24 protein-coding genes, 1 other RNA gene and 1 pseudogene are annotated in these 23,908 nt (G+C 62.1%); 9 read left to right on the plus strand and 17 right to left on the minus strand.

Translation table 11 applies throughout. The features are described 5' to 3' along the window. Window positions 1-344: 344 nt before the first annotated feature. From CAY53_RS04265 to CAY53_RS12895, 3 genes are read right to left on the minus strand one after another with little or no spacing between them, the layout of a single operon-like run. A complete protein-coding gene (locus CAY53_RS04265) occupies window positions 345-1,151 on the minus strand; it encodes a DUF134 domain-containing protein (protein ID WP_104936083.1) in 807 nt (268 codons plus the stop codon). Then, entirely contained in the window at window positions 1,148-1,276 is a 129-nt protein-coding gene (locus CAY53_RS13700) for a hypothetical protein (protein ID WP_281261043.1), read from the minus strand. Before CAY53_RS13700 ends, CAY53_RS04265 begins: the two co-directional genes overlap by 4 nt. Then, the gene (locus CAY53_RS12895; RefSeq protein WP_181040419.1) at window positions 1,266-1,961 is read right to left on the minus strand and encodes a hypothetical protein; all 696 of its coding nucleotides are present in this window, start codon (window positions 1,959-1,961) and stop codon (window positions 1,266-1,268) included. Before CAY53_RS12895 ends, CAY53_RS13700 begins: the two co-directional genes overlap by 11 nt. Before the next feature lie 246 nt (window positions 1,962-2,207). Between CAY53_RS12895 and CAY53_RS13390 the strand changes: the two genes are divergently transcribed. Beyond that, on the plus strand, window positions 2,208-2,417 hold the full coding sequence (locus tag CAY53_RS13390; protein WP_245874882.1) for a hypothetical protein: 210 nt from the start codon (window positions 2,208-2,210) through the stop codon (window positions 2,415-2,417). A gap of 269 nt (window positions 2,418-2,686) precedes the next feature. On the opposite strand, the gene CAY53_RS04280 is transcribed toward CAY53_RS13390, so the two are convergent. Further along, the gene (locus CAY53_RS04280) at window positions 2,687-3,352 is read right to left on the minus strand and encodes a Crp/Fnr family transcriptional regulator (protein ID WP_017865652.1); all 666 of its coding nucleotides are present in this window, start codon (window positions 3,350-3,352) and stop codon (window positions 2,687-2,689) included. 181 nt (window positions 3,353-3,533) lie between these two features. On the opposite strand from CAY53_RS04280, the gene CAY53_RS04285 reads away from it, so the two are divergent. Beyond that, on the plus strand, window positions 3,534-4,244 hold the full coding sequence (locus CAY53_RS04285) for a ferredoxin-like domain-containing protein (RefSeq protein ID WP_017865651.1): 711 nt from the start codon (window positions 3,534-3,536) through the stop codon (window positions 4,242-4,244). 193 nt (window positions 4,245-4,437) lie between these two features. Here the strand turns inward: CAY53_RS04285 and CAY53_RS14065 are convergent. The 6 genes and pseudogenes from CAY53_RS14065 to CAY53_RS04325 form a co-directional block, all read right to left on the minus strand. After that, window positions 4,438-4,635, minus strand: a pseudogene (locus CAY53_RS14065) (transposase); the annotation flags it as partial. Window positions 4,636-5,054: 419 nt separating this feature from the next. Continuing rightward, window positions 5,055-6,305: an MFS transporter gene (locus CAY53_RS04300; protein ID WP_104936085.1), complete on the minus strand. Its 1,251-nt coding sequence runs from the start codon at window positions 6,303-6,305 to the stop codon at window positions 5,055-5,057. Window positions 6,306-7,234: 929 nt separating this feature from the next. Continuing rightward, window positions 7,235-8,539 (minus strand): phenylacetate--CoA ligase family protein, encoded by a 1,305-nt coding sequence (locus CAY53_RS04310; RefSeq protein WP_104936087.1) that lies wholly within the window; start codon window positions 8,537-8,539, stop codon window positions 7,235-7,237. Between the two features lie 96 nt (window positions 8,540-8,635). Further along, window positions 8,636-9,331 (minus strand): dethiobiotin synthase, encoded by a 696-nt coding sequence (gene bioD, locus CAY53_RS04315; protein ID WP_104936088.1) that lies wholly within the window; start codon window positions 9,329-9,331, stop codon window positions 8,636-8,638. Beyond that, entirely contained in the window at window positions 9,328-10,113 is a 786-nt protein-coding gene (gene bioC, locus CAY53_RS04320; RefSeq protein WP_181040420.1) for a malonyl-ACP O-methyltransferase BioC, read from the minus strand. Before bioC ends, bioD begins: the two co-directional genes overlap by 4 nt. 126 nt (window positions 10,114-10,239) lie before the next feature. After that, window positions 10,240-10,704, minus strand: a complete 465-nt coding sequence (locus tag CAY53_RS04325) for an SH3 domain-containing protein (RefSeq protein ID WP_104936090.1) — start codon at window positions 10,702-10,704, stop codon at window positions 10,240-10,242. 184 nt (window positions 10,705-10,888) lie between these two features. Here CAY53_RS04325 and CAY53_RS04330 point away from each other — a divergent pair, with 184 nt between their 5' ends. From CAY53_RS04330 to CAY53_RS13710, 5 genes are all read left to right on the plus strand, one after another. Next, window positions 10,889-11,944, plus strand: coding sequence for a phosphotransferase enzyme family protein (locus CAY53_RS04330; RefSeq protein WP_104936091.1), 1,056 nt, complete (start codon window positions 10,889-10,891; stop codon window positions 11,942-11,944). 12 nt (window positions 11,945-11,956) lie between these two features. Further along, on the plus strand, window positions 11,957-13,078 hold the full coding sequence (gene tgt / locus CAY53_RS04335; RefSeq protein ID WP_104936092.1) for a tRNA guanosine(34) transglycosylase Tgt: 1,122 nt from the start codon (window positions 11,957-11,959) through the stop codon (window positions 13,076-13,078). An 11-nt stretch (window positions 13,079-13,089) separates the two neighbouring features. Beyond that, window positions 13,090-13,449, plus strand: coding sequence for a preprotein translocase subunit YajC (gene yajC, locus CAY53_RS04340; protein ID WP_219842724.1), 360 nt, complete (start codon window positions 13,090-13,092; stop codon window positions 13,447-13,449). Window positions 13,450-14,194: 745 nt separating this feature from the next. Next, a complete protein-coding gene (locus CAY53_RS13705) occupies window positions 14,195-15,442 on the plus strand; it encodes a sulfite exporter TauE/SafE family protein (RefSeq protein ID WP_104936094.1) in 1,248 nt (415 codons plus the stop codon). 28 nt (window positions 15,443-15,470) lie between these two features. Continuing rightward, window positions 15,471-15,860 (plus strand): sulfite exporter TauE/SafE family protein, encoded by a 390-nt coding sequence (locus tag CAY53_RS13710; protein ID WP_017866367.1) that lies wholly within the window; start codon window positions 15,471-15,473, stop codon window positions 15,858-15,860. Between the two features lie 256 nt (window positions 15,861-16,116). Here CAY53_RS13710 and CAY53_RS04355 read toward each other — a convergent pair whose 3' ends face one another. From CAY53_RS04355 to ffs, 6 genes are all read right to left on the minus strand, one after another. Further along, the gene (locus CAY53_RS04355; RefSeq protein WP_017866368.1) at window positions 16,117-16,311 is read right to left on the minus strand and encodes a hypothetical protein; all 195 of its coding nucleotides are present in this window, start codon (window positions 16,309-16,311) and stop codon (window positions 16,117-16,119) included. Further along, complete coding sequence (locus CAY53_RS04360) at window positions 16,308-16,628, minus strand: hypothetical protein (RefSeq protein WP_104936095.1); 321 nt, start codon at window positions 16,626-16,628, stop codon at window positions 16,308-16,310. The genes CAY53_RS04355 and CAY53_RS04360 overlap by 4 nt, the downstream gene beginning before the upstream one ends. Before the next feature lie 6 nt (window positions 16,629-16,634). Continuing rightward, a complete protein-coding gene (recR, locus tag CAY53_RS04365; protein ID WP_104936096.1) occupies window positions 16,635-17,246 on the minus strand; it encodes a recombination mediator RecR in 612 nt (203 codons plus the stop codon). Beyond that, window positions 17,247-17,555 (minus strand): YbaB/EbfC family nucleoid-associated protein, encoded by a 309-nt coding sequence (locus CAY53_RS04370; RefSeq protein WP_017866371.1) that lies wholly within the window; start codon window positions 17,553-17,555, stop codon window positions 17,247-17,249. A gap of 19 nt (window positions 17,556-17,574) precedes the next feature. Further along, complete coding sequence (gene dnaX / locus CAY53_RS13715) at window positions 17,575-19,527, minus strand: DNA polymerase III subunit gamma/tau (RefSeq protein ID WP_181040421.1); 1,953 nt, start codon at window positions 19,525-19,527, stop codon at window positions 17,575-17,577. A 36-nt stretch (window positions 19,528-19,563) separates the two neighbouring features. Further along, window positions 19,564-19,663, minus strand: an RNA gene (gene ffs / locus CAY53_RS04380) — signal recognition particle sRNA small type. 275 nt (window positions 19,664-19,938) lie between these two features. Here ffs and argJ point away from each other — a divergent pair. Together argJ and CAY53_RS04390 are read left to right on the plus strand one after the other, a co-directional pair. Continuing rightward, window positions 19,939-21,123: a bifunctional glutamate N-acetyltransferase/amino-acid acetyltransferase ArgJ gene (gene argJ / locus CAY53_RS04385; protein WP_104937431.1), complete on the plus strand. Its 1,185-nt coding sequence runs from the start codon at window positions 19,939-19,941 to the stop codon at window positions 21,121-21,123. Window positions 21,124-21,128: 5 nt separating this feature from the next. Next, window positions 21,129-22,697 carry a CHAD domain-containing protein gene (locus CAY53_RS04390; RefSeq protein WP_104936098.1) on the plus strand — a complete coding sequence of 523 codons (1,569 nt, stop codon included), beginning with the start codon at window positions 21,129-21,131 and terminating at the stop codon, window positions 22,695-22,697. A gap of 26 nt (window positions 22,698-22,723) precedes the next feature. Here the strand turns inward: CAY53_RS04390 and CAY53_RS04395 are convergent, their stop codons facing one another. After that, window positions 22,724-23,662: a DUF362 domain-containing protein gene (locus CAY53_RS04395; protein ID WP_104936099.1), complete on the minus strand. Its 939-nt coding sequence runs from the start codon at window positions 23,660-23,662 to the stop codon at window positions 22,724-22,726. Window positions 23,663-23,908: the final 246 nt, after the last annotated feature.

The raw sequence follows: 23,908 nt of genomic DNA on the forward strand, positions 1-23,908 counted from the left end.
GTGGCCAGGAAGATTCGGGTGTGGAAATCGGACCAGGGGAAGCGCCCGGCCTGCACAGGCTGCGCATGCTCATGAGCTTCGTTCCACCAGAGCATGCACTGGACTGTAAGCCTTGACCAGAGGGGCAGCGACAAGAGCAGGGCATTTATCATTTGCCTTACTGCTGTCCTACAAGGTGCATTGAAGGTACAGGTGCGACGCCTGGGCTCTGGTCAAACACTGCAGCGGGGCTCGGCAGGTCGCACGGTCACCTGGTCGCTCGCTCTCCACCCTTCCGGCAGCGGAAGGGGGCGCTTGAACTCGTTGCAGGCGAGCGGGGCCCTCTTGCCCCCTGCGGCCGGCATTCAGCCTTCAGCGTGCAGCAGGTATTCTCCCAGCGGTGCGGCGGCGGCAAAAAAGGCGGTATTGTCCAATCGGCGCGCCTCATACAGCAGCAGGGCCGAACCAGTGGCGGCCGTGAACTGCACCTCGGCAATGCCCCCTGCAAGCAGGGCCTTGCGCAGTGCTTCGTAAGAAGTCGTTATGCGGAGAGCTGCATGGCGAATGCGTGCCCTGCCGGGCAGAAAGCTGACCAGGGAACGCCTGAGCATCTCGATGGCCAGAGGATTGATGCTCTGCTTTAGAGGCGCTGCCGTGTCTGCTGGAGGCGCCATTGGCTGGGCCCTGGGTTCCGTTTTATGGCTCTGCCCGGGTTGCACCGGCGGCCTGCCGATACAAGGCTCCGCCGCCGGCTGCCGCTGGCCCCTGCCATGCAGGCCGTGCCCCGATCCGCCCCCGTGTCCCGGGCCCCGTCCGCTGCCACGGGACGGCCCGGTTCCGCTTGCACTTTGTCCTGGGCCAGAGCCTCTGCCCTGGCGGCGGGCAGCCCCGGAATAGGCGACATTGCCGCCTGCAATCACCAGGCTGCTCCCTGTGGTGAGGGCCAGGGCCGTCTGGTGGCGCCCCTGGGCGAGAATGCGGCAGAGCGTTGGCGTCGAAATGCCCATGCTGCTGGCCGCGTCTTCCTGGGACAGTCCCTCGGCATCCACCAGACGCATGGCCTCAAGCATGTCCAGCGCGAGCACGGTCTGTCCGTTGGCAGCATCTCCCTGGGCCTGATAGACGGTGATCCTCGGCACAAAACCGATCCGGCGTACTTTGTGTGGCCTCATGGCAGGGCCTCTGCAATGACCGTATTGTCCGTGCAGGGGGCCGGAGCACCGGGATTGGCGCGACCGCGCCGGATCCCGCAGCCCGGCTCTGCCGCATGCGCCTGACCGCTGTTTTTACTCTGCATGTCCTGCCGCCTGGAGGGCCTGTTCGCAGTCGAGCAGAAAGGAGGCCAGCGGCAGAACCGCAAGCAGAAAACCCGGAGAGTCCAGGCGGCCCGCATCGTAGCTGAGCAGGGCCGAACCGGTGCGAGCGGAAAATTTGACGGCGTCAATACCCTTGGCCAAGAGCAGTTTTTCCAGCGGCGCAAAGGCGTCCGCCACGGTCAAACCCGGATGCCGTACACGAACGCGCCCCGGTATGTTGGAGACGATGCAGCGCTCAAGCAGGGCCAGCGCTTCAGCCTCATGCCGGTTGGCCTCAACAGTCTTCCCCGTCTCCGGCGCCTGCTCTGCCGGCAGCGCCCTTTCCTGGATACCCCCCCGATCTTCGTCGTGGCTGGCCCTTTGCGTTTTGCTATCGGCCAGACTCTGCAGCGCCTTGAGAATGTTCTGGCTGAGATCGCCGTCCCCGGAACGGCCCGCGGAGGAGCCGCGTCCTGAACCTGAAGCGCCGCCCCGGCCGCCTTGGCCTTTGCCCATGCCCCCGCCGCCTTGGCCTTTGCCCGTGCCCCCGCGGCCGCCACCCGCTTTGCCGCCGCTCAGCAGCCCGGAAAGCAGGGAAGTGGCTGCGCCGCTTTTCCCCAGTGTTTTGGCCGCTGCCAGTGCCAAACCGGCCAAGCCGCCTGCGCCTGCCAAAGTGCTCCCTTTCATTGTTGCCTCCTCTGTGCGCTTGCTGTCTGCGCACGGAAAATGTTACATATTTTTTACCTGCAAAGCTGCCGGAAAGGACAGTCCATGTCCATGCCGGAAACTTTGGGGAGGAAGGCGCGGACGCTTCCTCCCCCGGCGTCATGCCGCAATCTGCACCAGAGCCTTGCCCCTGCCACAGGCCGGGACTTACACTATGGGCTTTTCCTCCTCATTGGAAACGGGGGCCGCTTCCTGCGGCAGTGCCCCATGTTGACAGGACCTGGCGCCCTGTCCCTGATGCCTGTCCCTCTTCTGGTCGTGGTGCTCGCACTGACCCCGTCCCTGTCCGTGCCGGCGGCACCCCGGGCCTTTCCCCCGGGCGCCTTCTGTCCCGGCACCCTGAGTCTGATCCTGAGCCGCAGTCTGCCCAGACGGACGCCGGCAGTGGCGACCACGTTGGCCATGCCTGTGCATTGAGCCCCGGCTTTTGTCGTTTTCCATGTTCGTTGTCGTTTCGTGTCCTGTGTTCATGTCCATGGTGATGCTCCTGTATTTTGGGGGCTCTCCCAGTCCATGAAACCCGGTGTCATTGCCTGGGAATTGCCCTGTTATGAAATTAAACTCATAATAGGGCAGGGGGCGGAGAATGTCAACGAGTTAAAGAATTATTTTTCATAATAACCCTGCTTCGCCCTGCAGGCGGTGCCCGCATTGCGGCGAATCTTCTGTTGGGAGGCCGGTCGGGATCAGCGCTCGGCCAGGGCTTCCGGATCCAGGAGCAGAATGCGCTTGCCTTCCACCTGAATAAGCCCTTCCTCGCTCATTTTCTGGAAGATGCGGGAAAGCGTTTCCGGGCTGGTGCCCAAAAGACTGGCCAACTGGCCCTTGGGAATATCCAGGGCCACCTGCTGCATGTTCTTCTGCTCCCTGGCCATGTAGAGCAGGTACATGGCCAGACGGCCGGGCACTTCCCTGAGCGTCAGATGCTCGATCTGCGTGGCAAAACGGCGCAGCCGCATGGCCAGCACGGCCAGCATGTTGAGGGCAAGCGAAGAGTTTTTTTCCAGCAGGGCGACAAAGCGCTGTCTGGGGAAAAAGTACAGTTCTGCCTCGCTTAGGGCCGCAGCATTGGCCGGATAGGGCTGGCCATGGAAAACAGGCACCTCGCCAATGGGCTCGCCAGGGCCGAAAATATGCAGAATCTGCTCCTTGCCTTCAGGAGATGTTTTGAACACTTTCACCTTGCCTGAGGCAATGATATAAAAACCAATGCCTGCCTCGGCCTCGCGGAAGATGACCGCGCCCCTGCGGCAACAGCGTTTGCTGGTAATGCCGTAAAGTTCCGCAAGCTGCTCCTCGGAGAGGCCGCTGAAGAGCATGCACTGGCTGAGCAGGCGCATGGAATCGAGCATGGGTGCAAAAAACGTAGAATTGATTCATAGCAAAGACAGGGACTGCGCACAGCTATACTGTACCACCCGGCCGAAAGTAAACAGTATTGCTGCATTTCCCCCAGGCACAGGGGCGCCCGACCGTTTTGCCGCCGCTGCGGACAGGGCGCCAAGGTTGCAGATTTTTTCATGCGGATATTTTATGGATCGACGCTGCAAAACCTACATGACCCTGCCTGACCTGCATGCGGGCCTCCTCACGCCGGCGCAACTGGAGCGTCTGCTCAAGCTGGTCAGGGACTATGACATTCCCGGCGTCAAAATCACCAGCGCCCAGCGCATTGCCCTCCTGGGCATGGATCCGGATGGCCTGAGCGCACTGCAGCGGGATCTGCATCTTGACTCCGGCCCGGCTCACAGGCGCGGACGTGCCCACTATGTGCAGGCCTGTCCCGGCAAGGCCTGGTGCAGGTACGGCATGGCCGGGACCCTTGGCATTGCCGGCAAGCTCGAGCGGCTCGAACTGGACGGCCCTCTGCCCAACAAGGTCAAGATCGGTATTTCCGGCTGCCGCATGTGCTGCTCTGAATCCTGGCTGCGTGATATTGGCCTTATCGGCGAGAGCAGGGGTTGGCGGGTGATTTTTGGCGGCAATGCCGCTGGCAGGCCGCACATTGGGGAGGAGCTGGCCAGCGGTCTTTCGGAAGACGAGGCCCTGGAGCTGATTCGCAAGGCCTTGCATTTTTATATCCTGGCGGCCCGGGGCAAGGAGCGCACGGCCCGGCTGCTCGAGCGCATTGGCATTGCAGCCCTGCGACAGGCGGTGTCGGGATCACAGGGGCCAGAGCTGCAGCGGGTCGTTGGCGCCAAGGCATCACAGCACAATGGGGATGCAATCTCCACGAAAGATTAGGCTCAGGCCTCATTAATCGAGATAGCATATGACGGAAGCCGCAAGGCACAGAGCTGAAAAGAAGGTATGTGCGCAGCGGTCATAACGCATGGCTATTCTCCGCCAGTCTTTGATCCTGCCAAACATGGCCAAAGATCTTGTGTCGCTGTTTATACAGATCTTTATCGTACGAGCAGGGTCTCTTCCGGCTTCAGCGCAAAAAGCGATTGTAGAGCGTCTTGTGCGGGCCATACTCACGCGGCGCGTCTTTCCACTGCAGGCCATGCTTGATGACATAAATGATGCCACTGATGACTTTCCGATCATCGACCCGCGGAATACCATGAGAACGTGGAAAGAAGGGCTTGATACGTTCGAGTTGTTCGGCAGAAAGGGAGAAAACTTGGCTCATGGCATCCTCCTTGAGCGCAACTAACCAGATTTTCTGCTTTTTGGCAATTAATGAGGCCTGAGCCTAGCTCATTGGCTACGGTGCGGAATTCGTGGGTGGCAGTGGATGCCGTACGCAGGATGCCCAGCTTATGACGCACAAGAGGATGATCGACCGCACGGACAGCCAGACGCCCTCCGGGAAAAGGATGCAGAGAATATAATGGCTTGTTTTTACTGAAATTATTGATTTATTAACCTATCAGCCCGTTGCAAGACTATATTTCAGATCCATGCTCCAGGAATTTCAACGTCCAGGTCACGCAGAAGCAGTGAGTTGCTCCTCTGCCTTACAAAGTTTTTTACTCGCAATGCGCATTGCCGTGGCTGTTGCAACGGGCTCATAGACCTCAGCATCCCAAAACCTGCCCGCCCCTGCCTTCATCTCGTCGACTCCTGATGCTTCGCTGCGGCGGGTGCAGGCAGGCCCACCTGACGCCTTTTTTTGACAATGCCCAGCCGCAGCATCGCCAGCCAGCACAGCAGGGACAGGCCGGAGATCAGGACAGTCACGCTGCCCGCCGCATACACCAGACCGCTCCAGAAGGGCAGGGCGCAGAGGAACATGGACAGGCTGCCGCAGAGCAGGCCGCCAGCGTTGATGAGCGAGGTCACCGCGCCGTTGTCGCCCTGCACGCTCTCCATCATCAGCACCGTTCCCGGCGGCCGCAGGGCCGAGCCGCAAAAGGTGATGGGGGCGTAGAGCGCCGCAAAAACGACTGGACCGGCGCCGCCGAACAGGCAGAGCAGAATGCCGCAGACCCCGGACAGGCCCAGATGCACGGCAATCGTCAGCCGCCGCTGCCAGTGCCGGAAAAAACGCATGTGCGCGAGCGGCCCCAGCATGCTCACCACCGCATTGCCAGCAAAAAACAGGCTGTAGTGCTGGGGTGAAAGGCCGAACAGGGTCTGAAACACGTAGGACGAGACTGCCAGATAGGCCATGAAGGGCATGTTCATGGCGGAAAACAGCAGCAGCGGCCAGCGGAATTCCGGATGACCCAGCACCACGAAGAGCCGGCCCAGCGCGCTGAAGACCGAGCCCCTGTTCCGGTGCGCAGGCAGACAGGTTTCCCGAAAACCGAGCGCGCCCAGAAAAGACAGCAGTCCGCAAAAGGCCAGCATCCAGAAGATGCCCCGCCAGTCCACAGCCAGAAGAATCCAGCCGCCCAGAACCGGGGCCAGAATCGGCGCCAGCACCATCACGGTCTGCATCCAGGCAACCACCTGCTCAAGCGCCTGACCACGCAGCATGTCCTTCACTATGGCCAGCGCCATGGCACTGACCGCGCCGCTGCCCAGGGCCTGCAGGGCGCGCCAGCACAAGAGCGGGACAATGGAGCTGGCCAACGCAATCGCCACACTGGCAAACACGTAGACCAGGCTGCCGCCCAGCAGCACGGGCCGCCGGCCGTACTTGTCGCTGAGCGGCCCCCAGATCAGCATGGACAGGGCAAAGATGAGCAGAAAACCGCTCACGCTCAGGCTGGCTTTGGCGTAATCGGTTGCAAGCGAGGTCACCATGTGCGGCAGCGCCGGCAAATACATGTCGGTGGAGAGCGGAGCAAAGGCGCTGATAAAGGTGAGATAGCCTATCAGCCACTTGTTGCTGAAAATGAAGAGGCGTTTCATGCTGAAAACCGGGGCCGGAAAAAAGCTGGAGGCCTGAAAAGGCGGAACGTGAACGCCAGTATAGCACAGCGTGGGGCAATGTGCTGCATTGGCGAGGCGGACATGGCCCGGGAGCTGCCTGACCTTGAGTCCATCAATCCCCGTTGGACGGCATGCTGGTGCAGGCCACCGGCATGGCCGATACCCGGGACGTGGTCACTTAGTCCATGTTCGGCGTGGGTGCACGGGGCATCGGCTTAAGCGCCGGGTGGCCTTCTACCGGTGAGCGAAAAGCGCCGGAAAATGGGCGGTGGCGGGGAAACGGTCACCACCTACAGCATCCACAAAAGAACTGGGTGGGCAGCCCCGTTGATGCGAGCGGTTCAGCGCTCCCAAGGCGCGCAGCCGCAAGAGCAAGCACTGCGTTCTGAAGTGGACAATGCCCTCTGCTCGGCAGCCAGGTCAGCCTTGACGCCACAGCCTGCCCCGCTTGCGGTGCTGGCCAGTCTTGTTCCGCTGCCGGGCCGTATCGTGGGGGCGGCACGGGCCCTGTGGGCACCGTGCCGGGGCTAGCCTGGACCTGCACCGTGGCGGCCATTGCCTGGCTGTGCCTCCGACCGCTGGCTGCCGCTTCCCCGCTGACCCTGGCCGCGGCTCCGCTGGCTTTTCTCATGCTGCGGAACCGGGGCCAAAAGGCGGCAGTACCTCCAGTGAAACCCGGCAACCGGAGCCCGATTGGCAGGTTCTGACCCGCGGAAGGCCGGTCCAGAGAAGAACTGGTCGGCGCATTTTGGCAGGAGCCGAAAGAGAGGCCGGGCCGGAAGCGGGCCTTGTATCCCCGCTGGTTCCCCGGCTCTGGCAGGCTGCCTGCAGGGCATTGCGGACAAACGAAGAGGCCCCGCCTGGCCATGTGCAAAGCGGGGCCTTTTTGTGCCGCCTTGTTTCCTCCTTCAGCGCTTCGGCCGCCTGTCGATGATGCGTTGGGCCTTGCCCTCCGAGCGGACAATGGAGTGCGGCTGCAGGAGGCGCACCCTGGCGGTCACGCCCAGAAATTCCTTGATGCTCTTCCTGAGGCCGCTCTCCAGGGCCTGCAGCTTCCTGATTTCGTCGGCCAGCAGCTCTTCGCCCATCTCCACACAAACCTCCAGCGTATCCAGGTTGTCCTCCCGGTCCACAATGATCTGGTAGTTCGGGGTCAGCTCGTGGCAGGCCATCAGAAGCGCCTCTATCTGCTGCGGGAAGACGTTGACGCCGCGGATGATGAGCATGTCGTCGCAGCGGCCGGCAAGACGGGTGATGCGCACATGGGTGCGGCCGCACCTGCAGGGCGTGTAATCCAGGCTGGTGAGGTCGTGGGTGCGGTAGCGGATGAGGGGGATGCCCTCCTTGGTCAGGGTGGTGATGACCAGCTCGCCCTCCTCGCCCTCCGGCAGCGGCTCGCCGTTCTGCGGGTTCACGATTTCCGGGAGAAAATGGTCTTCCCAGAGATGCAGGCCTTTTTTCTCTTCCACGCATTCCATGGCCACGCCCGGCCCCATGACCTCGGAGAGGCCGTAGATGTTCAGGGCGTCAATGCCCATTTTCGCTTCCATGTCCTGGCGCATGCTCTCGGTCCACGGTTCAGCGCCAAAGCAGCCCACGCGCAGGGGCAGGTCCAGGAAATCAATACCTTCCGCCATGCCGGCCTCCCAGAGATGCAGGGCATAGGAGGGCGTACAGCAAAGCACGGTGGCGCCGAAATCCCGCATCAAATAGGCCTGGCGCTTGGTCGCGCCGCCGGAGGCGGGCACCACGGTTGCGCCAAGGCGCTCCGCTCCGCCGTGCGCACCCAGCCCGCCGGTGAAGAGGCCGTAGCCATAGGCCACATGCACCACGTCATGCCGGGTCACGCCGGCCGCAGCCATGCCGCGCGCGGTCAGCTCGGCCCAGTTTTCCAGATCGCGGGCGGTGTAGCCCACCACCACGGCCTTGCCGGTGGTGCCACTGGAGGCGTGGAGCCGCACGATATTGTCCCGGGGCACGGCAAAGAGGGCGTAGGGGTAGTTGTCGCGCAGGTCCTGCTTTTCGGTAAAGGGCAAAAGCCGCAGGTCTTCCAGCGATCTGATGTCTGCCGGTGTGATGCCCAGGGTGTCGAAGCGTTTGCGGTAAAAGGGCACGGTGGCATAGACACGGTTGCAGACGTTCTGCAGGCGGCGCAGTTGCAGCGCCTCCAGTTCTTCACGGGGCAGGGTTTCCTGTTTGATATTGAACAGCACGGGTTTTTCTCCTTGTATGGGGTTGGCCGGCTGCACCCGCCTCCGGGCAACAGTGGCGCGATCAGGCAGCAGGTTTCGCCTGGCAATTTGTGGGCTTCAGGAGTCTGTCAGCGAATCCACGAGCGGCTCCCAGCCGATGGCGTCGCTCTCGCGCACATCCGGCACCAGGACGATGTTTTCCGGAAAGCCGTAGTCATGGAGGGACCGGCGGCATGCTCTCAGGGTGTCGCGCACCATGACAGGCTCATAGTTGCCGTACAGGTTGTAGGCCAGACCCAAAAGCCGCATGCCGCGGTGCTGCACCGCCTCCAGACTCAGGCGGGTGTGGTTGATCGAACCCAGCCGCGGGCTGGTGACCAGCAAAAGCGGCCACTTGTGGCGGGCAAAATAGTCCAGCATGATGAGGTTGTCGTTCAGCGGCACCAGGAGGCCGCCTGCCGCCTCGGCAAGCAGCCACCGATAGCGGGCCTGCATGGCCGCAACCGCCTGGTCCAGCCCGGCCTCCTCGATGTGCTGCTTTTCCTGCGCTGCCGCCAGCGCAGGCGAGGCCGGCAGCTTGAAGACATAGGGATTGCTCAGATGCGCCTGATCTGCTTCGCTGAGGGCGATGCCCATCAGCTTGCGGTGCAGGGTGATGTCTTCGGCGATGCCGCTGCAACCGGTCTGCACCAGCTTGATGGTGCTGGCGCTGCCGAAGCGGGTCAGCAGATAGCGGGCCAGCAGTCCTGTGCAGTAGGACTTGCCCACGCCGGTGTCGATGCCGCCCACAGCAATGGTCTGTTGTGCATTCATGGCGCTGTCTGCCCGTTCTTTTGGGCCACGAGGTAGAGAGGATGCGCGGTCAGGCGCACGCCGCCGTTTTCGGCAAAATGTGCCTGGTAGGCCTCGGCAAAACGGGCGAGCCGGCCTTTGGTCCAGCCCGCCGGACTGCGGAGGGCGTTGACGCCGGTGTCCCGGAGATGCCGGAGCAGGTCCAGGGGGCTGGCAAAGTGGAGCTGGCTCCGCTGTTCCCGGGCCAGAAGAATCTGGAAGTGCCGGGCCAGAATGTCCTGCAGCTCGGCCAGACTCAGGTAGGAGAGGCCGCTCCCGGTCAGCTCACGGATCTCGTAAAAATTGTCCGGTCCGTAGAGGGCAATGGCCAGAATGCCTCCAGGGTTCAGGTGGCGGGCCAGTTTGGCCGCAAGTGCCGGAAAATCATGCACCCATTGCAGGGTGGATGAGGAAAGGATGCAATCAAACTGGCCGGGGATGGGCAGCTCTTCGATGTCTCCGCTCAGAAAGGCAGGCACGAGGGGCCAGTTTGGGCTTTTGGCCGCGATGCAGGCCGCAAAGCCGGGAACCAGATCGCAGACGACGAGCCGTGCGAGCCCGGGCCAGCGGGCCACGATCTTTTCCGTCAGGATGCCGGTCGCACAGCCAATTTCCAGGGCGGTGCCCGGTTTCAGCCGGGGCAGGGTTGCGGCCACGCCGGCCAGCAGGGTCTCGGCCACCTCCGCCTGCATCCGCGCTGCGGCCTCGTAGCTGCTCAAGGCATGGGTAAAGCGCCTTTGAATGAGGCTTTTGTCGGCATTCATGATGCGGAGGGAGGCGATGGGGGGCTGCTGTCGCCCTGTGTGGATGAAAACAAAGCATGTGAAAACGAAAAAAATGGGAAGGAGCAGCCGTCCCCCTCCCATTTTCCGCCAGCCTGATGAAAACGCTCAGATGCCCCAGAGCAGATCCTGCCTGATCCAGCCTTTCACGCCGTTTTCGTGCTGAATCTGCACCCAGCCGTCTTTCTTGGCAAGCACCCGGAACACCACCCCGTAAATGGCTGTGGCCACTACCTGGCTTTTAGTGTTGGGCTCCTTGCGGATGTTGACATTGCGGTCGCTGCCCTTGTTGGCCTTGACAACCGCATGGGCATCCTTGGAAATCACGCTCTTGTTGACCCAACCCTCGCTGCCTTCAAAATCCCTGACCCTGAGCCAGTCGCCGGATCTCTTGATGACCTGCAGGGGGAAACCGTCACCCATCTTCCACAGTACCTCGTGCTTGTGGCCAGGGCCTGAGCGCATGTTGACATTGTTGCCCTTTATGGCGACCATCTCGGCAAAAGCGGTGCTCTGGAACAGGAAGCAAAACGCACAAAACGCTGCGCAGAACAGTGAGGGTTTCAGGTTCATGGCGACACATCTCTTTGTCTGTGTTTAAGTGAAGCCCGGCAGAAATTTGCCTGGACAGCCAAAAACGGCACGCAGGCAGAAAGCCCGCGTGGGCCATGCCGGGGCGCTCCAGTGCTCCGGACAGAGCACTTTATCTTCTACTGGCCATGGCATAAAATTGCAAGCCTTTGCCTCATCCGAAACCATGCATTTTTCACCCAGCGAGCTGGAAAGGCGCCTGAATTTTTTTCTGCCCGAAGGCAGACTGACAGCGGCCCACGCAGACCCGGGCGGCAATATCAACCAGACCTGGATCCTGCGGCTCGCCCGGGGGCAGCGCGCGGTCCTCCAGCGGCTCAGCCCGGTGGTATTTCCCGATCTGCGGGCGCTCATGGCAAACTTCCGCACCGTGACCGCGCATCTGGCGGCCTGCCGACAGCGCGATCCGGTCATACCGGAATTCCCGCAGGCCTACCGCAACCCGGCAGGCCTCGATGCGCTCGATGAGGCGGACGGCAGCACCTGGCGGCTGATCAGCTACATCGGCCCCTCGCGCACGCTCATGCAGGTCAATGCCCGGCAGGCCACGGCGGCAGGCCGCATGCTGGCCCGCTTTCACAAGCTGCTCCTGCCGCTTGGCAGGCAAAAACTTGCCGACCCGCTGCCCGGCTTTCATGATACGGCAGCCTACCTCGCCCGCTTCGATGCGGTGAGCAGAGGCAAAACGCCGGCCAGTCAGGAAGAGGAATGCTGTTTTGCGGGCATCGACCGCCTGCGGCCCTTGGCCGGGCTGCTGGAAAGCGGCGCCCACGCTAGGCACCTGGTGCATGGGGATCCCAAGTGCGGCAATTTCCTCTTTGCGCAAAATGCCGATGCCGTGCTCAGCCTCATCGATCTGGACACGGTGCGCCTGGACTATGTGCTCCACGATCTGGGCGACTGCCTGCGCTCCTGCTGCAACGTGGGCGGTGAAGATGCCGAAACTCCATGCTTTGATGCTGAAAATTTCGCCGCCCTGGTGCAGGCCTATGGGGCAGGCGGCCGTGAAATCCTCACCCAGGACGACCGGGCACTCCTTGTCGATGCAACCCGGCTCCTTATTTTTGAGCTGGGCCTGCGTTTTTTCACTGACCATCTGGACGGCAACCGGTATTTTCAGTGCCGTTTCCCGGGTCACAATCTGAAGCGGGCCGTGACGCAGTTCAAACTGCATGCTGCCCTGATGCAGGACGAAAGCCGCCTGCGCACTCTTGCCATCTAGTCACAATCTGCCATGCCAAGTTCCTTTGCTCAGCTCGCCCGATCCAGCGAATGCCATGCCCGCACGGGCCGGCTCGCCACCCTGCACGGCCACATCGAAACCCCGGTCTTCATGCCGGTGGGCACCCAGGCCACGGTCAAGGCCATGACGCCGGAAGACCTGAAACAAATCGGCGCGCAGATCATTCTGGGCAATACCTATCATCTGTATATCCGTCCTGGCCACGAACTCATTCGCGAGCTGGGCGGCCTGCACCGCTTCATGCACTGGGACCGGCCTATCCTGACCGATTCCGGCGGCTTCCAGATCTTCAGTCTGAACGAGCTGGCCAGCATCACCGAGGACGGCGCGTCCTTCCGCTCCCATCTGGACGGGACAAAACTTTTTCTGAGTCCGGAGGATGCAGTGGCCGTGCAGGAAGCTTTGGGCAGCGACATCATGATGGCGCTTGACACCTGCATCCCCTATCCGGCCACCAGGGCCGAAGCGGCCAGAGCCACGGCGCTGACAAACCGCTGGGCCAGACGCTGCCGTGCGGCGCAGACCGACACCGGCCAGCTGCTGTTCGGCATAGTGCAGGGCGGTCTCTATCCTGATTTGCGGCTTGCCGCGCTGGCTGAACTCGCGGAAACCGGTTTCGACGGTTATGCCCTGGGCGGACTTTCGGTGGGCGAGCCCAAGGAGGAAATGCTGGCCATGCTGGCGGCATGCGGCCACCGGATGCCCGCCGATCACGCCCGCTATCTCATGGGCGTGGGCACGCCCGAGGATCTGGTGGAGGGTGTCATGCACGGCATGGACATGTTCGACTGCGTGATGCCGACCCGCAATGCCCGTAATGGAATGCTCTTTACTTCACAGGGGAAACTGGTTATTAAAAATGCCTGCTTTCAAAAGGATGCTGGCCCGCTGGATCCGCTTTGCACCTGTTATACCTGCAAAAATTTCTCCCGGGCCTACCTGCGCCACCTGTTCCAAAGCCACGAGATTCTGGCCAGTCAGCTCAACAGCATCCACAATCTGCACTACTACAATAACCTTATGGCCCAAATGCGCGAGGCCATCCGGCAAGACCGCTTTCTGGCATTCAGGGACGAGTTCTACCGCCTGCGCGGGGGTCAAAAACCCATGTAATGGAGGATTTCATGTCAGGAATTGCATTTGCCGCCGGAGGCGCGGCTGGTTCTGCGCCTGCAGCGGGCGGCGTGGCCATGCTGGGCCAGTTTTTGCCGATCATTCTCATCTTTGCCGTGTTCTATTTTCTCCTGATCCGGCCCCAGCAGAAAAAGGCCAAGGAGCATCAGGCCTATCTGGCCAATCTGAAACGGGGCGACAAGGTGATCACCAGTGGCGGCATTTATGGCCAGATCACCGGCCTGACCGAAAGTGCCGTGACCCTGGAAGTGGCTGAAAACGTGCGCATCAAGGTCAGCCGTTCCTCTATCCTGGGCTCAGCCCTTGAGGCTGAAAAGGCCGCTGCCGCCCCCGAGGAGAAGAAGGGCTGAGGCATTGGCGGCTGCTGAGCAGCCGCAGGCCATCGTGCATGGCAGCCTCAGCAAATAAAAAGGCCGCACCCGCATACAAAGGTGCGGCTTTTTTGTTGACATCGGAGGGAAAAGTGGGCGGCACCCCTGTTTTTAGAGACTCCTGTTCGGAAGGCATCTGATATTTGGCGCTGACCCCCTGGCACCGGGCTCCCCTGCCCTGTACCGTGTAAGCACGAAATTTCCCGGGGTAGATTCGGCGCACTGGCAAGTTGAACGCATCTCGGAAAAAATACAGCTTGCCAAAGTACTGCAGCGGGCGGCTGCGCTGACCGGATTTGTCGTATCAGGGCTACGATCATTTCAGTCCTGGAAAACGAACATGACAGGGTTGTAGCTTCCGGACCTTGAGCGCCACGTGAGGGGGAGGATTGGTTGCGTGCACCTTTTCCCGGATTGGTGCAGCCTGTGTCCGTTTCAGGCAGGAAATGCAGGACAGGGGGAGAAAGGGCCAACTTGTGCTTGCAGCAGTGCCTGCGGGCATCTATGATGTCGGAGGGCAGCCCGGCCGTACCTGACCGGTATCCGTACAGGTACGGTATAAGCTGGATACATGGGAGGATACACGGGACAAGGCCTGGAGGAGTCTGCCTTTTACAGGTATCCGCTTGAGAAGGCGTGTCGTCGTGGCAGGGAGGAATAGCCGGCAGTGGCGGTTACGCGCTCCCTTGCCATGTTTTCACTTCAAAACGTAACGAGGTTGCAGATGAACAGAAAGAGGTTGGGAAAGGGCTGGATCATGGCCCTTGCCATGCTGCTGGTGTGGTGTGGACCGGTGAGAGCCGCGGAGGACGTGCCTGCAGGCGAAGGGACGGTTTCGATGCAGGCCGCGGCCGATCAGGCCGGGCCGGTCACGCTCCGGATAGAGGGAGACAGCACCCTCAACAACGGTGGCACCATTCGGGTGCAGGGGCAGGCGCCTGCCGGAAAGCCTGTTTTTCTGGAGGTTTGGGCAGATGCCCACCAGGTGCGGGCCAGCCGCTTTGACGGCGAGCCGGACCCCAAGACCGGTGTGCGGCCCTATATCTTTTATCTGACCGAGCGCATGCCGGCCTATTTCAAGATCTTTGTTCCCATCACCATGCAGGACAAGATCGACGCTGAGAAAAAAAAGGGCCGCAAGTGGAGCATGTCGAACATCATCAAGGAGTTGGGAGCCGAATCGGCCTTCAATGTGCCTGCCGCAGCCCCTGTCCGGGCCTACCAAAGTTCCTTCATGGCCAGCGTCATCGGCAGCCGTGGCCAGCTGATCTCCGATAAGCCGAACCGGAAGGTGGCCATGCAGCTGACCAAGGCCCGCTTCCGCGACCTGGACAAGGTGGTTGCCGCCCAGGTCGATCTGAAACCGAATGGCAGCTTCACCGCCGACATCGTGCTGCGCTCCGGCATTGCCCCGGGTGCATACAAGATCGTGGCCCATGTGGACAAGGACAGTGCAAGCGCACCGGCAACCTTTACCAACACCATCGCCTTTCCCACCGTGTACCTGAACAATGCGGGCACGAGCATGAATCTGGTCTATCCCTTTCTGTTGAGCCTGGCGGTCACCATCTTTGGCGTGCTCATGGGGGCTGGCGGCGGTTTCATCCTCAATCCCCTGCTGGTCACCCTCTTTCCATTGCTCCCCCACACCGTCGTGGCCGGTACTGTGACACCCACGGTCCTCTTTTCACAGGGGAGCGGTATCTACAACTACTCCAGGATCAACTTCATCAGCTGGAAGCTCGGCGTCGGCATAGGTCTGGCCATGCTGGCCGGCGGCTTCATCGGCCCGAAACTGACGGAAATGATCAGCCTGACCCAGTTCACCTTTGCCTTTGGCTGGATCCTTTTGGTCCTGGCCGCCCTCATGCTCTGGCAGACCACGCCCGGGTATCTGGCAAAGAACAAGAAGGAGCAGGCCATTCTGAAGGAGTACAAGAAGCGCGCCCAGGAAGCGGCGACCAAGAAATGAGCATTTCCCACCGAGGAGGAGAACGATAATGAAAGTAGAATTCTGGGGACAGGAATTTCAAGTCAACATGTTCGTAGGCTGCCTGGGCGGCTTTCTCATTGCCGTGTTGGCGTCCATGTTCGGTTTTGGCGGCGGCCCCTTCATGGTACCGCTGATGACCGTCTTTCTCCGTCTGCCCATGTACCTGGTGGTGGGCAGTTCGCTGCTGGCCATCTTCTTCAACACCACCATGAGCACCATGCGGCACTATCAGTTCGGCAACTTCGACTGGATACTTTTCTGCGCCATGTTCCCGGCGGCGATCCTGGCAGGCTTCATCGGCCCGAGAATCGCCAAAAGACTCAGCCCCATCGTGGTCAAGCGTGTTGCCTGCGTGGGCCTCACCATCTTGGCCCTGCGGCTGCTGGGCGTTTTTTAACACTTATGGAAAACCCTGAGGAAACCGCCTTTCCGACTTCCTTCCGCCCCGGGCGGCACCGGAATTTTCCGTTGCCGCCCCGATCCTGTCTCTCTACAGCCCGCCAATGCCCTCCCAGGCGAGCAGCAGCCAGCCCAGCATGAGTACCAGGCCACCAGGGGTGCCAGCATGCCCCACGCGCCCATGGGTATAACAGCCCGTTGAAGAAAGATTGATTTTCCGAAGGGGCTGCAAAGGGCCATTGTGCCCGCGCGTATCAGTCGTGCCATCCCGAAATGACAATCATGGGGGCATAAAACGGAGCGCACAGCTTTTCGGGGAAGCTGTCAAATTCTTCCTCATGCAGGAACTGTTGCAGCAGCTTGTAAAAGACTGCCCCCCGACTCTGGGGCAGTTGATCGTACGAAAGCCACATGCTCTTCTGCTGTTCCTGCCTCCGGCCAGGACTCATGGACGCCTCCCTCGACACAATTTGATCGCCTGGGCACCACTATGCCTTGTCTGGTCAGCGCGGGACAGCATTGCCTGCAGGGGTTCCCGCTCCTTGAGCCGCAGCGCCAGAATGGAGGCGCCCCAGCGCAGATTGGGCAGCAGCAGGACGAGGGCCAGCAACAGCGCCGGCACTCTTCTGCGCAGGCGAAGCATGCGCAAAAACAGGCCGAGCAGGACGAGGAAGCCAACCGCAAGCCACAGGGCAACGGGTGTTGCAATCATAAAAATGGTGCATGCAGCGGCGGCGAACAGAGCCCAGACAATTTTTGTGGCCATGTTTGCTCAGCCCTGCCGCCGCATGCTCTGCCGGGCGCGGATGGCCTGGGCCAGGGTGTATTCGTCGGTGTACTTGAGATCCATGCCCATGGGAATACCGCAGGCCAGGCGGCTGGCGGTCACGCCCAGCCTTTCCAGCTCGCCGGCCAGATAGGCGGCCGTGGCCTCGCCGGGCACGGTGGAGCTGGTGGCGATCAGCACCTCGTCCACCACGCCGTTTTGCACCCGGGCGAGCAGTTCCCGCACCTTCAGTTCCTCCGGCCCGATGCCGTCCATGGGCGAGAGGACGCCGTGAAGAATGTGGTAGAGCCCGCCGAAGGCCCCGGTTTTTTCGATGAGCATCTGGTCGCCAGGCTCTTCCACCACACAGACGAGCCGCCGGTTGCGGCCGGGGTCGGCGCAGATGGCGCAGGGGTCGCTTTCCGAAAAGGTGAAGCAGTGGCGGCAGAGATGAATGGCCCTGTGCAGTCCTGCCAGGTCCTCGGCCAGGTTTCGGGCCTCGCTGGCCGGCTGGCGCAGCAGGTAAAGGGCCAGGCGCGTGGCACTTTTCCGGCCGATGCCGGGGAGCTGAGACAGGCTTTGAATCAGCCGTTCGAGTGCCGGGGGCGTGATCTGCATTCAGAACAGACCAGGGATATTGATGCCGCCGGTCAGCCGGCCCATTTCGCTCTTGGCCATGTCCTTGGCCTTGCCCAGCCCGTCGTTGACCGCAGCGCTCAGCAGGTCGCCCAGCATCCGGGCATTGGCGGGCGTAATCAGCTCGGGGTCGATGTGCAGGCCCACCAGCTCGATCCGGCCGTTGAAGGTGGCGGTGACCATGCCAGCGCCCGCCGTGCCGGTCACCTCCCGGTCTGCCAGTTCCTCCTGCATGGACTTCAGATTTTGCTGGAGCTGCTGCGCCTGTTTCATCAGATTCATCATGTCCATGATAGGTCCTCTTTTGGGATTATTCGTCGTCTTCCTGCGGCAAGTCGCTGTCGAAGCCGTCCATGGCGGAGGCATCCGGCCCTGCCGCCGTTTTGCCGGCAGAGCCGGTGCTGATTCGGATATCGCCCAACTGGCCGGCCATGACTTCCAGGGTGGTCAGCACAACGGGCTCTGCCGCCAGCGCCTTGCGTTCCTGGGTACTGGTGCGCCCGGTCAGCGGATTGACCTCCTCCGTTCCTGCCCTCTCCTCTTCGATCTGCACGCTGAGCGGGGCCTGAAAATATGCCTGCACGAATGTCGTCAGTTCTTCGGTATGGGCAGCCTGTTTCAGCATGATACAGTCGTTCAGGTCCGCAAACAGCACGGTGAGCGTGGTCCCATGCACCTTTTTCGACAGCGCCCTTTGCAGGCTGAGCCCCATCCAGGGCATTTTTTTCCGTACCTGTTCGGTAAAGTCCTGCCACTCGGCTTCGAGGCGGCGGGCCAGCGCATTCGAGTCGACCGGGCTGTCGGGCGCAGCCGCCGACGAGGCTTGTGGCATGTCCGCTGCGGCGGGCAGCCCGGCCGGCGGCGGGACTGCATCAAAGGCAGGCGGTGGGTCGGGGGCGCAATCGGGCGGCGCTTCGTCAAAGGGCGGCGCGTTTGGCAGAGGCGGCATATCGGGGCTATTTGCCCGGGCCTGTTCCCCGTCCGGGCGCCTGGCTGCGGCTTCTGTGGGCGGCACCTCCGGCAGGGGCCCTGCTTTTGCCGGTAACGGTTTTGCGGGCGCCGCGGCCGTCCGTGCCGGTGCCGTCCTTTTTGCCGCAGTGCCTGGCTCTGCCGGCAGGGGCGCATCGCCCAGAAGCTCGTTGAAACGGGAAATCAGTTCGGCGGTTGGCGTGACCTCCGCCACCTGCACGGCCCGGATGAAGGCCATTTCCAAAGCCAGGCGGGGATCGCGGCCTGCGTTGGGCTGCGCCATCGCATCCATCAGCAGGTTGAAGATCGCCGACAGCCGGTCTTGATCGTAAGGTGCGACCAAGGCGCGCAGGGCGGCAAGTTCGTCTTCGGTCAATGCCAGCAGGGCCTCGGTTTTCGGGCCCAGGCTGCAGAGCAAAAGCTCGCGGAACCAGTGCAGGAGATCGCTGGCCAGGCGTTTGAGATCGAGCCCCTGATCCTGCAGCGCCCCCAGCAGCGTGAAGGCCCGGCCCAGATCGGCCTCCAGCAGCGCGGCGCCCAGTTCCGCCACCGCCTGCCGGCTGACCAGACCCAGAACATCCTGGACATCCGCCTCGCTGACCTCCTGGCCGCAGTAGGAAAAGACCTGATCCAGAAGGCTCAGGCCGTCGCGCACGCTGCCCGCCGCTTCCCTGGCCACCATGTCCAGGGCTTTCGGGCTGATGCGTATGCCTTCCCGATCCGCAAGTTGGGCAAAATGATCGCGCAGTTCGGCAAGCGGCAGGCGCTTCAGCTCAAAACGCTGGCAGCGGGAGAGAATGGTCAGCGGCACCTTGTGCAGCTCGGTGGTGGCGAACATGAAATACACGTGCTCCGGCGGTTCTTCCAGGGTCTTCAGCAGGGCGTTGAAGGCCTCTGTGGTGAGCATGTGCACTTCGTCGATGATAAAGATCTTGTAGCGGGAGCTGCTGGGCTGGAAGCGGATGCCCTCCTTCAGCTCGCGGATTTCCTGAATGCCGCGGTTGGAGGCGCCGTCCACTTCCTTCAGGTCAACGCTCGTGCCGGCTGCGATTTCCCGGCAGGATTGGCATTCGTTGCAGGGCTCCACCCCCTGACGCCCGCTGCAGTTGAGGGCCTTGGCCATGATGCGGGCCAGGGTGGTTTTGCCGGTGCCGCGCACGCCACTGAAGATGAGGGCGTGGGGGACTCTGTCCTGGGCCAGGGCGTTTTTCAGGGTGCGTACCACCGCGCGCTGGCCGATGACCTCGGCAAAACGTTGGGGACGGGCTTTCCGGGCAAGAACAAGGTAGGACACGGCATTGTAAAAAAGCGGGGAAGAACCGGATAAAAAGATAGCCGGGCAACCCTGCGCACATAAAGAGGAATTCGCTACCGCTGCTTCCTTCCGGACCTGACGGGGTTTGCGTGTCTTTATTGCACAGGACCCGGCTATCACACTTGGGACCTTTGTAGCCTGAACGCTCATGGGGCAGCATTCAGAGAGTGCCTTTATAGCGTTTTCGCCCGGCAGGGTCAAGCAAATTTATCGGCTTCGGCCTGCATATTGTTGTGGCCCGGACATGCCGGGACCGGCACTTTCGCATCCGGGGCGGGCATGGCTTTCTTCCGCTTTGCCCGATGAGGGCTGGATAATCTCTGAACGGCGTTGTATGATGCGGCCCAGACAGGCAAAAGCGTCACAGAAACTTTTTCCATCGGGGCAAGCATGCGGGTGCAGGGATTTACTGCGGCGGCCACTGCGGCGGGCATCAAATATGCAAACCGGGCCGATCTGGGCCTGATTTTCTCCAGGGTGCCGGCAGCGGCTGCCGGCGTGTTCACCACCAACCGGGTCAAGGCCGCTCCGGTCCTGCTGGACCGGGAGCGGATGCGGGCAGGGCGGGCCCAGGCCATTCTGGTCAACAGCGGCAATGCCAATGCCTGCACGGGCGAGGCGGGCATGCGGGCGGCCCAGGCCTGCAGCACGCTGACAGCCCAGACCCTGGGCATTGACGAGCAACTGGTGCAGGTGGCCTCGACCGGGGTCATCGGCCAGCCGCTGCCGCTCCAGCCTTTTGAAAAGGCTGTGCCGGAGCTGGTGAACAATCTGGGAGCGGACAGGCTGTGCGAGGTGGCCCGCGCCATGATGACCACCGATCTGGTGGAAAAGACCGTAAGCACGCAGGTCAGCATCAAGGGCGTGCCGGTCACGCTCGCGGCCATGGCGAAAGGCTCCGGCATGATCCGGCCGGACATGGCCACCATGCTCTGCTTTATCCTGAGCGACGCGAAGATCACGGCTCCGGTGCTTAGCCGGCTTCTGCACAGGGCAGTGGATGAGAGCTTCAACACCATCACCGTGGACGGCGATACCTCGACGAACGATACGGCCATGGTGCTGGCAAACGGTCTGGCCGGCAACCCGTGCATCGACGAGCACAATCCGGAGGGCCTCCAGCTTTTCGGCGAGGCTCTGACCGGTCTGTGCCGGGAACTGGCGCTCCGGATCGTGGCGGATGGCGAAGGTGCGACCCGGCTTGTGCACGTTCGTGTCACGGGCGCGCGGACCAAAACCGAGGCCCGTAGTGCTGCCCAGACCATTGCCGAATCGCCCCTCGTGAAAACCGCCTTTTTCGGCAAAGACGCCAACTGGGGCCGGATCATCGCGGCGCTGGGCCGCTCGGACTGCGGCTTTCGGCAGGACGAGGTCAGCATCGCCTTTGACGATGTCCTCCTGGTCGAGCGCGGCATGGGCCTGGGGGCGGCGGCCGAGGCCAGGGCAACGGCCGTTCTGGGACAAAAGGAATACACCGTGACCGTGGGACTTGCCGAAGGGACATGCGAAGCCGAGGTGCATACCTGCGACTTTTCTTTTGACTATGTCAGGATCAACGCGGATTACCGGAGCTGAGGCTTGTGACCGGTCCGCCTGAAGATACCTGGCTTGTCCCGGATCCGCTCAGCCCCGAGCGGCTTCAGGCAGCGCTGGCTGCGGCCTTCCGGGTGCAGGCGCTGCCCGAATACGGCGCAGAGGTGACTTATGTGGACAGTTTTGACTGGCGGCTTTATCAGGCCGGCATGCTGCTGCATACCCATGGCCATTCCTGGACACTCTACGAAAGCTCGGGCAAACTCACTCTGCTGCGGGGCGGGCCGCTTTGCCGCAGGAGCTGTACGCTGGAGGCTTTTCCCGAGGGCGCCATGCGGAGCGCCCTGGCGCCGGTTTTGGGCCTGCGTGCGCTTCTGCCCCTGACCAGGGTGGACCTGCGCGGCCGGCAACTGCACCTCTGCAATGAGGCGGGCGACATCATGCTGCGGCTGGTGTGGGAGGAGCAGCGTCTGCTTGAAAGCGCCCAGAGCTTTCGCATGGTGCGCCTTTTTCCCCTCAGGGGACACAGGCAGGCCCTGGATGCGGCCCGGAGCATCCTGCGGCATACCGGCATCGTGCAGCCGGTTTCACCGCTGGCAGGCTTTGAAGCCGGCTGCCGTGCCGCGGGGCGCATTCCCCTGGATTACAGTTCGAAATTTCCGCAGGCCATTGCGCGCGACATGCAGAATCTGCGCGCCCTGGATGCGCTCCGGCTCATCTGCCTGCATCTGCTGACCGGCATTCGCCGCAATGTGCCAGGCGTGCTTGGGGATTGGGACACGGTATTCCTGCATGATCTCCGGGTGGCCCTGCGTCGCACCCGCACGGCCCTGGCCATGGGGCGGGACTTGTTTCCCGCGGGTACACTCGATGTTTTTCGATCCGGCTTTGCCGAGCTGGGGCGCGCTACCGGAGCGACCAGGGATCTGGACAGCTTTTTGCTCGGCGAGGCGAAGTACGCGGACCGCCTGCCTGCCGAGCTGCGACCAGGCCTGCACATGGCCTTTGCGGGCATTGCCCGGGAACGCGCCAGGGTGCGCCGCATCCTGGTGCGCCGTCTGCAAAGTGAAAAGACCGTGGGCCTGCTGCAGGACTGGGAGGATTTCTGGCGACAGGCCGGGCAGGGCGACGAAGCCGCGGCTGCCGGCGGGCCGGTCAGGGCCCTGTCCGACCGGATGCTCCGCAGGCACGGCCGCAGGGTGCTCGCTGCGGGGAGCGGCATTACCGAAAGCTCTTTGGATGCCGAACTGCACCAACTGCGGGTGGCCTGCAAAAAACTGCGCTACACCCTGGAATTTTTTCGCGCGCTTTACCCCGAAGAGGAGGCCCGCAGCGTCATCCACACGCTGAAGGAGGTGCAGGGCATTTTGGGCCGGCTGCACGACGGGGCCGTGGCGCGACAACTGGCTCTGGACTGGCTGGGCAGCATGCAGGCGGCAGGGGAAAACAGCGGCAGTGGGCAGAACAGTGCCCTGGCCGGAGCGGCCATGACCCGGATTGCCGAAGAGCTGCGGTTGCTGCGGCCGGCTCTGCTGGCACGCTTTAAAGAAGCCTTTGCGCCCCTGGCCGGGCGCTTCGGTGCTCTGGCGCCCTTCCTGGAACCGGAGCGGTTCTAGGCTCAGGCCTCTGCCCTCTACCGCTTTTACCTGCCGGTCAGCCGCAGGAACAGCCGCCTGATGCTGCCCTTGAGGAAGCGGCCCGGGTTGAAGCGTACGGACATGAGTTCGTCCGGCACCTGAAAGCCGTCCGCCTGCAGGGCCTGCAGCATGGCCTGGTCCAGCTCGAACCCGTTCAGGCTGGTGCCGCTTATGCCCAGCTTCCGCTCAGCCAGCCAGAGCGGGCTCCGGCTGGGCGGCAGACGCAGAATCCGGAGCAGAGCCGTATCCAGGGCAAAGGGATTGCGGCTGCCGGCCACACAGCCCAGCGGGAACGGCCGGCCGAACACCGGGCCGATGATGTGCATGGCCACGATGCCGTCCACCAGGTGCACGGCTGGCGGCAGCACGCCGGGAATGGAGGCGATCAGCTCGAAGAAGATGTGGTGTCTGCCGCCGTGGATCATGTGACGCAGCGGCTTCTGAAAGCCGGACACGCAGCCGAAGCAGTTTTTGACCGCAAGCGTTACCCGTGCCTGGGCATGGGCCTTGACCTTGGGCAGATTCACCAGCAGGTCGCAGTCCAGAGCCGCTTCCGCAAGGCCCACTGTCACGCCGTGGGTCAGGCTGATGGGTCGGCGCCTGCGGAAATTGCGCACCCTTACGCCAAGGGCTCCGAGTTTTTGGAGTGCGCCCATGGCATCCAGCACCCCTGCGGCCGAACCAAAGGCAGGGGAATCGCCGATGCTGACCCGGCTGCCCTGATCGAGGAACCAGCGGCTCACGGCCAGAATGAAGCGGGTATCCGTGCAGGCGAGGCGGCAGTTTTTTGCGGTCAGGAGGTTGGGCTTCAAAAGCACGTGCAATCCGTGCAGATTGGCGCCGTCCGTGAGCTTTCCGAGCATGGGCGCCAGCGTTTCGCCCAGGCCGGGTTCCTGATAATCCTTTTGCGGAGCCAGATAGATTTTTCGATCTTCGGGGAGCATGACAAAAAAACCGGCTTGATCTCCGAAAAGACCAAGCCGGAAAAGGAGAGAAGAGATGAAGAATTACCTAGCTTATAGCACAGGCCGTGCCAGTTTTTGAAATTTTTCAGGCGTGTTCATTTTATTGCGTTTTTTCAAGCAGATATGATTTTGCTGGTACAGCCGGGCTCAGGCAGGGCGGCACGGGAAAATTTAATTAACTGAACCCGGGCGGGCGCCACCTGAGGCAGTTTTTGGTAAAAGAAC

This window comes from Desulfobulbus oralis, assembly GCF_002952055.1.
GTDB lineage: Bacteria > Desulfobacterota > Desulfobulbia > Desulfobulbales > Desulfobulbaceae > Desulfobulbus > Desulfobulbus oralis.